Raw genomic sequence first — 9,053 nt, forward strand, 5'->3', positions numbered from 1 at the left:
GGTTTTGATGATTATCGGCGCGATTGCGATGAAGGGAAATCCGTTCTTTACTCAGCCGCGTCCGGGTAAAGATGAACGAATTTTTAAGCTCATCAAATTCCGGTCCATGACAAACGAGCGGGATGCTTCGGGAAAATTGTTGCCGGATGATGTACGCCTGAATTCTTACGGCAAGTTCCTGCGCAGCACAAGCCTCGACGAACTTCCGGAACTTTTCAATATACTGAAGGGCGATATGTCCGTTATCGGGCCACGTCCGCAGCTTGTGCGAGACATGGTCTTCATGACCCCGGAACAGCGTAAGCGTCATACAGTGCGTCAAGGTCTCAGTGGGTTAGCACAGGTTAATGGCCGCAATGCCGTGACCTGGGAAACAAAGATTGATTTTGATCTCAAATACATCGAACATATTACGTTCTGGGGCGATATCAAGATTATTTTCGTCACACTTTACAAGGCTTTTTTCAAACGCTCCGATATTACCGAAGAAAACTGCGACACGGCCACCGATCTTGGGGACTATTTGCTTGCTCAAGGCCGTATAACGCAAGAAGAATACGACCGCGGACAAAAAGAAGCCAAAAGATTGATTGAGGAGGCCATGTGATATGTACGGCCTCGTATCCATCATCATGCCCAGTTACAATACGGCACCGTTTATCGCTGATTCGATTCGGTCTGTTTTGGCTCAGACCTACTCGAACTGGGAACTGATTATCGTTGATGATGCAAGCCCAGATAACACCACTGATGTCGTGAACAGAGTCATCCAAAGTGGATTCAACGACATGTGTCATTCTGAGCTATACGAAACTAAGAACTTTAGTTCTCAAGTTGAGTTATGCCCTTTGGGTAGTAGCGAAAGCGGAGTCGAAGGATCTAATTTTGAAAAACGAATCCATTACATAAAGAACCGTCAGAATAGTGGTGCAGCCTTCAGTCGCAACCGAGCTCTGCGCGAAGCAAAGGGCAAGTGGATAGCCTTCCTCGATAGCGATGACCTGTGGACACCCGATAAACTGGAAAAGCAATTAGCCTTTATGACGGCGAATAACTATGCCTTCAGTTATACCCGCTACGAAGAAATAGATGAAAATGGCAAGCCTTTAGGTATAGTGGTTGGTGGACCGAAACATATCTCTAAAATGGGCATGTACAATTATTGCTGGCCCGGTTGCCTTACCGTGATGTATAATCGCGAGGTGGTAGGCGATATCCAGATTGCGAACATTCAAAAAAACAATGATTACGCCATGTGGCTGAAGGTATGCCGCAAGGCAGAATGCCATTTGCTTAGCGAGAATCTTGCGCTATATCGTCAACGCGATTATTCCATCTCGAGTCATGGATATTTTTATCTTATTAAATGGCACTACAAGCTTTTCCGAAATGCCGAGGGTATGAATGTCGTTTGTTCGCTATTAAATACCATTCGAAATATATTCTTCGGTGTATGGAAAAAAATAAGGTATGTGAGGCGGGGATAGGATTGGTGAAATATTTAATGGTGGACATATCTGGCAAAGTACCTAAGTATGACATTGCTTTATGTGAAGCTCTAACAAAATGCTTGAATCACGATACTAGCTTGACTTTGTTGGCTGCAAATATTGAACCTTCAAATTTATCATGCAGCGTCAAACGATTAATCAGTCTTGTTCCTAAGAAATTTCAAAATAGTGAAAATATTGTCAAACGCGCTATTAAAGCTCTTGAAGGCTTATTGAATTACTGCAGATTGGTTGCATATACATTGTTGCATCAACCCCAAATCATTCATTTTCAATGGCTCCCTTTTTTGGAGGTTTCTTCTATTGAACGCATTTTCTTGCGGTTGATCAAGACCGTCTCGCCTAAATCTAAGATTTGGTTGACGGTTCACAATATTTACCCGCACAATAGCAGTGAAAATACCCGTGAAAGGTATAAGGCCCGCTTTGCAATGGTAGAAAAATTCTTCGACTTGTTTATCTTGCACCTACAGACATCAAAAACCAATTTTTGCAATGAATTTGGAATAGACGAAGTACGCTGCAAGGTAATTCCCCATGGAGTCTTTGTCCCCAAGGGTTTGAATATTACACGCCATGAACGGGGTAAAAAACTCCGTCTTGTCATGTTCGGGAATCAGAGCTACTATAAGGGCACGGATATTTTGGTCGATGCCATAGCCATGTTGCCCAAAGTAGTCCAAGACCAGGTAACCACGACAATTGTCGGTCAGACATCAGACGATTACCTGAAGATTTTGCATGAAAAAGCAACTAGCGTGGATATCAAATTTATCCCGAAATTCGTCCCGGACGAAGTTTTAAATGGGATTATCCTTGAATCCGATGTGATTGTCCTTCCATATAGGGAAATTTCACAAAGTGGTGTTCTTTTGCTGGCATTGCATTTTGAACGGCCAATTATCTGTTCAGACTTGCCGAGTTTCAAGGAAACGCTGGACGGCTACAACAGCGACCTGTTTTTTGAGGAAAATTCGCCCAAAGACCTCGCCAGAGTCATTACCCGCATGGTTTCGGAACCAAGTCTCGATGGAACGGATGTTCAAGCACTGAAAAAAAAGTATTCTTGGGAAAATATTGCAACCCATTATAAGCAGGCTATGAAATGCGCTTGATTTCGATATTTCCATATGCGTATATTTTAGGGTGGATATTTTTATCCTTTTTACCGTATGTGTACTATTCGACTAAAGCGTATGTCGCATTGTTGTTTTTTTTAGCAATTTTAGCTCTTTCATATACAATCTATTTTGTTGCAAATTACAGGCTTATACCTTTTTTTAAGGGTTTACTTGTTTTTGTTGGCTTTTTATCGGTTTATGGATTGATTCATCTTGTTGTTAGTGACCCTATATTTTGTATCGCAGGAGATACTTATATTGAAACAAATCGTTATCTTTTGTGGTTATTTAATTCAATGTTAACTGTAGTTCCAATATATATTTTTACTTGTAAAGGTTTGTTGAATGAGCGCATTATGAAAATTTTATTTTTTGTAATTCTCGGAGCATCAATATTAGCTTTTCATGTAACATATCAGCAGATGCTGCTTGAAGCCGCATTGATCGATTCTATACAAGAAGAGTTTACGATTACGACAATATATATTCTTTTAAGTATTCTTCCCCTTGTATTTCTATTTAAAAAACAGATTTTTTTGCAATTTTTGTTACTTGTAGTTTTTTTCATTTTCTTTATTTTGAGTGCCAAAAGAGGTGTCATTTTATTGGGTAGCATCTCAATTTTATTTATCATGTGGGGAATTCTTTCAGAATACTCTATAAGGAAAAAAACAATATTTTGTCTTGTTTCGGTACTTGTTTTAATTGGCTTGTATCAGTTTACGATGCATCAACTTGAAACAAGTTCATATCTTGCGGGGAGATATCAAGATACATTGGATGGGTATTCTAGCCAAAGGGATGTCTACTTGGCGACAATATTTAATTATATGGAAAATAACTTTTCTATACGATCTTTTTTATTTGGAATAGGTGCTCAGGGAACGCTCTCCGTAAATGTATCGTTTGCACATAATGATTGGGTAGCTATTTTGCTGGAGCAAGGTGTAATAGGGTTGTTGTCTTATGTGCTTTTTTGGATTGGATTTCTTTATACATGGATTAAATCATGGAACCATAGCAGAGAATCGTTTGTGGCTATAGGTTCTTTAGTCATTATTGGTTTTGGAAAAACATTTTTTTCAATGTTCTATTTGCCTATTGCCGAAGGCGTGATAATCGCTTCTGGCTTTTATGCAATAGCTTTAGGATATTACCTTGGAAAAACATTTCCGCAGTATAGCACTGAACAAATACGAAACATTAAACTTCGCCGAAAAATGATAGGATAAAAATATGCTAGTCAGTATCGTTATTCCGGTCTACAAAGTTGAAAATTTTTTGTCAAACTGTATTGAAAGTGTTTTGCGACAGACTTTCAAGGATTTTGAACTGATTCTTGTGGATGATGGCTCCCCGGATAATTGTGGTAAAATATGTGAAGATTACGCCCAGAATGATTCCCGAATAAAGGTCATTCATCAGTCAAATGGAGGTCTCTCTGCGGCTCGAAATAGCGGAATAGACATTGCCAAAGGCGATTATTTGACTTTTATTGATAGCGATGACTTTGTTTTTCCGCATTATTTGGAAACTTTGGTGAAAATGTGTCGGGATAATGATGCCGATATGTCTGTCTGTGGCTTAGTTCGCTGTTCTGCCAAGGATTCATTAAGCGATGTTTTTGAAGATGTGTCAAAAATGGATTTCAAAATTTTCGCTGAAAACAAGATGGATTTTCTATTTTCTACAAAACAGATGTATACAACGGCGTGGGGTAAACTCTATAAGCGGTTTATTTTTGATACACTAAGGTATCCGGTCGGTAAACATCATGAAGACCTTTTCGTCACATACAAGACAATCCATTTGGCGAATAAGGTCGTTATTTGTGATTATCCGGGATATGTTTACCGAATGAATGAAAAGAGCATCGTTAATGAGTCCTATACGCCCCAAAAATGGCATACAATCGAGGCTTGCTTGGAAAGGGGGCAATTTATTGAACTGAATTATCCTGAGCAAAAAAAATATGCTTACCGTGCCGTTGTCTATTATTGTAATCAAATCTTAATTTCGATGGCAAAGTCGCAAGTCTGTGATAAAGAAGCCTTGGATCGTCTGCAAAGGCTGTATCGCAAGTACATTTGGTATTATATTTTTCATAAGAGCGCGATGCTTGGTAAGGGTTTTGCACTTGTTTCGTTTGTGAATGTAAAGATTACTTATTTCCTTACAAAACTTTTTAATGGTTAAATATGCCCCAGATATCTGTAATTGTTGCAGTCTATGCCGCTGAAAAGTATTTGAGGCAATGTCTAGAAAGTTTACTCAACCAAACATTTCAGGATTTTGAGGTTGTTTTGGTTGACGATGGCTCAAAGGATGATTCTGGTAAAATTTGCGATGAATTTGCGGAAAAAGATTCGCGAATAAAGGTTGTGCACAAAGAGAACGGTGGCGTTGCATCTGCGCGGCAATGTGGTTTGGAAAATTCAATAGGCGAGTACGTAATTCATGTGGACCCTGATGATTGGATAGAACCAGTGATGCTTCAGGAGATGTTGCAGAAGGCTGTCGAAGACTCGTCGGATATGGTCATCTGTGATTTCATGAAACATGAGAATGATACAAGTATTCGCCTCCCGCAAGAGCCCGAATCTTTGGATGCAAGAAATGTCATGCGGGAGTTTTTTCAGAATTTGCACGGATCGTGTTGCAATAAGCTTGTAAAACGAAGTTTGTTTGGTAAATACAAGATTTCTTTCCCATTACATATGACTGTCTGGGAAGATCTTTTTGTATGCGTGATGCTGACTATGCATAATATTCGCATATCTTATATTCCTAAGGCTTTCTACCATTATCAGTGCTCTGTAAACGAAAATAGCTTGGTAAATCAAGTTTCTATGCGAAAAATCGATTCCATGCTTTTCTTTATTCACCATTTTGAAGCGTTATCAGATTTCGATAAAAAATTGTTGAATAGAAACAAAATTGATGTTAAAAGATGTCTTTTCATGAGGAAGGGGATAACAAAAAAAGAATTTTTTGCGATGTGTTCCGATGTCAATGAGTTGTATGTCTCAAGGTTTGCCGGATTTAAGAAGATTGATTCCCTAATACGCTTTGCATTGGTTCATTCGTGGTTCCTATCGCGCGTTCTTCTCTTTGCTTGGCGGACAAGGCGTATTCTTTTGAGGTCAATATGAAGATAGCTATTGTCACGCAACCTCTGTTGAATAATTATGGCGGTGTTATTCAGAACTATGCTCTGCAGAAGATTCTAGTGGATTTGGGTCATGTTCCGATTACACTTGATTGCCGCTATAAGCCGGTGCCTTGGTGGATTTACTTGCTTTCATGGCTTAAAACATTGCTTTGTCTTTTTATTCCTGGAAAAAAAAGACCTTTTGCCAAGGTCAAGCCAATTGAAACAAGGCTTGATGTTTTCGAATCTTTTATAACCAAACATATTTCCACGACTATTCCTGTAACGAATATATCGAGTCTTTCGAACATCATGCACAATATGGATGCATTTGTTGTCGGAAGTGATCAGGTATGGCGACCTAAGTATGCTCCTGATCTTGGAGACGCATTCCTTCGCTTTTTGAAATCGTCAGATGTTCGCCGTATTTCCTATGCAGCGTCTTTTGGTGTAGATTATTGGGAGTATTCTTCGAAGCAAACAAAAATTTGTTCCAAATTGGCAAGAAAGTTTAATGCCATCAGTGTTCGTGAAGAATCCGGTGTAAAATTGTGTAAAGAAAATTTTGGAGTTGATGCGACCTGGGTTTTGGACCCAACATTATTACTGAAAAAAGAGGATTATGCAGAAATTTGCAAGGATGTTCATTTTGAAACTAAACAGGTTTTAGCGGCATATGTTCTGAATATCGACGATTCTATTTTGAAACTATGTAAAACGATTGCCAAGGAAAGAGGCTTAGAATTGAAGTTTTTCTCGGCAGATACCAAGGCGAATCTTTCAATTCCCGAATGGCTTGCCATGTTCCGAGATGCTTCCTATGTGATTACTGATTCCTTCCACGGTACGGTCTTTTCCATCATTTTTGGGAAAGAATTCAAGTGCCTTTATAACGAAACCCGTGGCTCGGCCCGCTTTGAATCCCTGTTGAATTTGTATAATTCCGGAAAACTGGAAGAAATGCGTCAATTCTCCCTAAACTGGCTGAAGGACGCTCTGGAATCGTAAATGCCCAAGTCCCAGCTTAAAATAGGCGCGCTGCTGTCTTACGTGGTACTGGCCCTCCAGAACCTGGTCGGGCTTGTGTATACCCCGTTCATGCTGCGCATGATGGGCAAGTCCGAATACGGACTGTACTCTATCGCGGCATCGATAGTCGCCTATTTGACCATCCTTGACCTAGGTTTCGGCAATGCCATCGTGCGCTATACGGCGAAATACCGTGCAGAAGGCAAGCAAGAAGAGCAGTACCGGATGTTCGGGATGTTCTTTCTGCTCTATTGCGTTATAGGCATTATTACACTTGTTGTTGGCGGCGTACTTTATTTAAATGCGGAAAACATATTCGATGCGTCCATGACGGCGATCGAACTGCAACGTACCAAGTGGATTCTTGTGCTGATGGTCGCAAACCTGGCCATCACTTTCCCGTTCAGCCTTTTCGGCTCCATCATCACGGCCTACGAGCAGTTCGTGTTCCAGAAGGTCGTCGCCATTGTCCGTATTATACTGAATACTGCGACGATGGTTGTCTTGCTGACCATGGGATACAGGGCCGTCGCCATGGTTGTCGTGGCCACCATCTTCAATGTGGTTACTCTGGGGATGAACTTCTGGTACTGTAAGCATTACCTGAAGATCAAGTTGAAGTTTACCAAGTTCCAATGGGGATTCCTAAAGGAAGTCTCCGTTTACTCCTTTTGGATATTCCTGAACGCAATTATGGATCGCATATATTGGAGTACGGGTCAGTTCGTACTTGGAGCTTATGTCGGCACGGCCGTGGTCGCTGTATACGCCGTTGCGATACAGCTGGAACAGATGTATATGAGTTTTTCTACGGCCATCAGCGGCGTTTTCTTGCCCAAGGTTACCGCCATGGCGGTTATGGATTCCGACGGGAAGGCTATTTCTGACTTGTTTATCAAGACGGGGCGGATCCAGTACTGCATAATGGCACTTGTTCTTACGGGATTCTTCTTGTTTGGTCGCCAGTTCATCTGCCTGTGGGCAGGGGAGGGCTACGACGACGCCTATACGATCGCGATGTTGTTCTTTATTCCCCTGACCATTCCTCTGTGCCAGAATTTGGGCATCACGATTTTACAGGCCCGCAACCAGATGAGATTCCGCAGCCTGCTGTACTTGTTCATATCGTTGACGAGCCTTGGCGCTCAGATTCCACTCTCGAAGTATTATGGTGGTATCGGGTGTGCGGTAGCCATTGCCGGAGCATTGATTTTGGGGCAGGTTATTATTATGAATGTCTATTACCAGATTAGACAAAGAATAGATATTGTCCGTTTTTGGTTTGAAATCCTTAAAATGTCAATAGTTCCGGCTATCCTGACCGGAGCGGCTTACTATGCGTTGCAACAATTCGTCCTTGATTCCATATTGGAGTTGTGCCTCGGCATTATTCTGTATTTGCTGGTTTATCTGCCTTTGTTCTTCGCCCTTTCCATGAATGCCTATGAACGTGATTTGATTTTGCAACCGGTAAAAAGGCTGCTAAAAAAAGGATAGTTTACAACATGCGCATTTCTTATTTTGATTTTTTGAGAAGTGTTGCCATATTGATGGTTGTTTTTATCCATTGTTTTGGTTTCTGCTATACCAGTTCGGATATTTCAATTCCAGTAATTATTGTTCGAAATTTGATGAATGTCGCTGTACCGCTGTTCTTTGCGATTTCAGGATATTTCCTCGCATCTAAGCAGATGGAAAATGGCGGATATGTTCAATTTTTAAAGAGGCAAATACCTCGGGTTTACATACCTGTTTTATTCTGTTCTCTTTTCTTTTTGTTTGGCGATTTATCAAGTGTTTTTTCACTAAAGCCGTTCATAAAGTTTTTTTCTTGTGGTTATTCTGTATATTATTTTATCGCTGTCATTATCCAATGTTATTTATTGCTTTGGTTTTTAAAAAAACATGTCTCATTATTCTCGCTAAAAGTCTTAATCTTTTTAGGCTTAATTTGGTGGAGTATAATCCATTATTTGCTCGGCATTTACATGGGAAGAACCGTTCCGCTTATTTTGTATGCTGGTAATTTTGTTCCTTGGGGACTGTTTTTTGTAGAAGGTCTTTATTTTGGATCAAGGAAGAATGCTACAGAGTCGTTAAAACTTTCTGTAATCGTTGGTTTGTCTATTGTTTTGTTCGTTTTGTCTGTTGTAGAGTCCTATTTTATTATGGAGAAAACTCAGACTTTACAGGGTTTAGGACAAAAGGCGAGTATTTTTTGTTTTAATGCCTTTTTATGTA

9 protein-coding genes are annotated in these 9,053 nt (G+C 40.3%); all 9 read left to right on the plus strand.

From position 1 onward, the window contains the following. A partial coding sequence (locus tag Q0628_RS10625) for a sugar transferase (RefSeq protein WP_298770866.1) occupies positions 1–607 on the plus strand: 607 nt, incomplete at its 5' end. Between the two features lies 1 nt (position 608). Continuing rightward, the gene (locus Q0628_RS10630; protein WP_298770867.1) at positions 609–1,487 is read left to right on the plus strand and encodes a glycosyltransferase family 2 protein; all 879 of its coding nucleotides are present in this window, start codon (positions 609–611) and stop codon (positions 1,485–1,487) included. Beyond that, complete coding sequence (locus tag Q0628_RS10635; protein WP_298770868.1) at positions 1,454–2,626, plus strand: glycosyltransferase; 1,173 nt, start codon at positions 1,454–1,456, stop codon at positions 2,624–2,626. The genes Q0628_RS10630 and Q0628_RS10635 overlap by 34 nt, the downstream gene beginning before the upstream one ends. Further along, entirely contained in the window at positions 2,617–3,864 is a 1,248-nt protein-coding gene (locus Q0628_RS10640) for a hypothetical protein (protein ID WP_298770869.1), read from the plus strand. The genes Q0628_RS10635 and Q0628_RS10640 overlap by 10 nt, the downstream gene beginning before the upstream one ends. 4 nt (positions 3,865–3,868) lie before the next feature. After that, positions 3,869–4,828, plus strand: coding sequence for a glycosyltransferase (locus tag Q0628_RS10645; protein WP_298770870.1), 960 nt, complete (start codon positions 3,869–3,871; stop codon positions 4,826–4,828). Between the two features lie 2 nt (positions 4,829–4,830). After that, on the plus strand, positions 4,831–5,784 hold the full coding sequence (locus Q0628_RS10650; protein ID WP_298770871.1) for a glycosyltransferase family 2 protein: 954 nt from the start codon (positions 4,831–4,833) through the stop codon (positions 5,782–5,784). Next, a complete protein-coding gene (locus Q0628_RS10655) occupies positions 5,781–6,791 on the plus strand; it encodes a polysaccharide pyruvyl transferase family protein (protein WP_298770872.1) in 1,011 nt (336 codons plus the stop codon). The genes Q0628_RS10650 and Q0628_RS10655 overlap by 4 nt, the downstream gene beginning before the upstream one ends. After that, positions 6,792–8,309 carry an oligosaccharide flippase family protein gene (locus Q0628_RS10660; protein ID WP_298770873.1) on the plus strand — a complete coding sequence of 506 codons (1,518 nt, stop codon included), beginning with the start codon at positions 6,792–6,794 and terminating at the stop codon, positions 8,307–8,309. Positions 8,310–8,317: 8 nt separating this feature from the next. Then, positions 8,318–9,053: acyltransferase family protein (locus tag Q0628_RS10665; protein ID WP_298770874.1), on the plus strand; the 736-nt coding region annotated here is incomplete at its 3' end.

The sequence above is a fragment of the uncultured Fibrobacter sp. genome (assembly GCF_937877005.1).
Lineage (GTDB): Bacteria > Fibrobacterota > Fibrobacteria > Fibrobacterales > Fibrobacteraceae > Fibrobacter.